Origin of the sequence: Mycoplasmopsis arginini, assembly GCF_965278885.1 — a bacterium.
Lineage (GTDB): Bacteria > Bacillota_I > Bacilli_A > Mycoplasmatales > Metamycoplasmataceae > Metamycoplasma > Metamycoplasma arginini_B.
Map to the genome: position 1 here is coordinate 1 of NZ_CBDIHE010000013.1, position 1,002 is coordinate 1,002.

The window sequence follows — 1,002 nt, forward strand, 5'->3', positions numbered from 1 at the left end:
GTTAGGAGAGCGTTGTAAGGGCATTGAAGCCAGACTGTGAAGACTGGTGGAGCGCTTACAAGTGAGAATGCCGGTATGAGTAACGATTCAGAGTGAGAATCTCTGACGCCTATTGGGGAAGGTTTCCTGGGCAAGGTTCGTCCACCCAGGGTTAGTCGGGTCCTAAGACGAGGCCGAAAGGCGTAGCCGATGGACAACAGGTTAATATTCCTGTACTTTCTATAAATGTGATGGAGTGACGGGGGAGGATAGCACTACCACTTATTGGATTGTGGGGTAAATAGTGACTGGGTTATGTAGGCAAATCCGCATAACTTAACCGGGAGCTATGATGCATAGTGAAAGGGCAACCAAGTAGCGAATTGGATGATTCCATACCTCTTAAAAAAGCTTCTAACATATAGTTTATGGAAACCCGTACCGAGAACGGACACACGTCCCCAAGATGAGTATTCTAAGGCGAGCGAGAAAACCAATGTCAAGGAACTCTGCAAATTCATCCCGTAAGTTCGCAAGAAGGGATGCCCACCCTAAAAAGTGGGCCGCAGTGAATAGTAAGGGGGAACTGTTTATCAAAAACACAGCTCTATGCTAAGTCGTAAGACGATGTATATGGGGTGACTCCTGCCCAGTGCCCGAAGGTTAAGCAAAGGTGTTAGCTTTAGCGAAGCATTGATGTGAAGCCCGGGTGAACGGCGGCCGTAACTATAACGGTCCTAAGGTAGCGAAATTCCTTGTCGGCTAAATACTGACCTGCACGAAAGGAGTAATTATCTCTTAACTGTCTCGACATTGGACTCGGTGAAATTATGGTTCCGGCGAAGACGCCGGAGACCCGCATCTAGACGAAAAGACCCCGTGGAGCTTTACTATAACTTCATATTGGAGTTTGATTTAACTTGTGTAGGATAGGTGGGAGACTATGATGCTTGAACGCTAGTTCAAGTGGAGTCGACGTTGAAATACCACCCTTGTTACGTTGAACTTCTAACTTGTTACCAT

Annotated in this window: 1 rRNA gene; it reads left to right on the forward strand. The window is 46.8% G+C overall.

From position 1 onward, the window contains the following. A 23S ribosomal RNA gene (locus ACQW0Y_RS02945) occupies positions 1–1,002 on the forward strand; the annotation flags it as partial.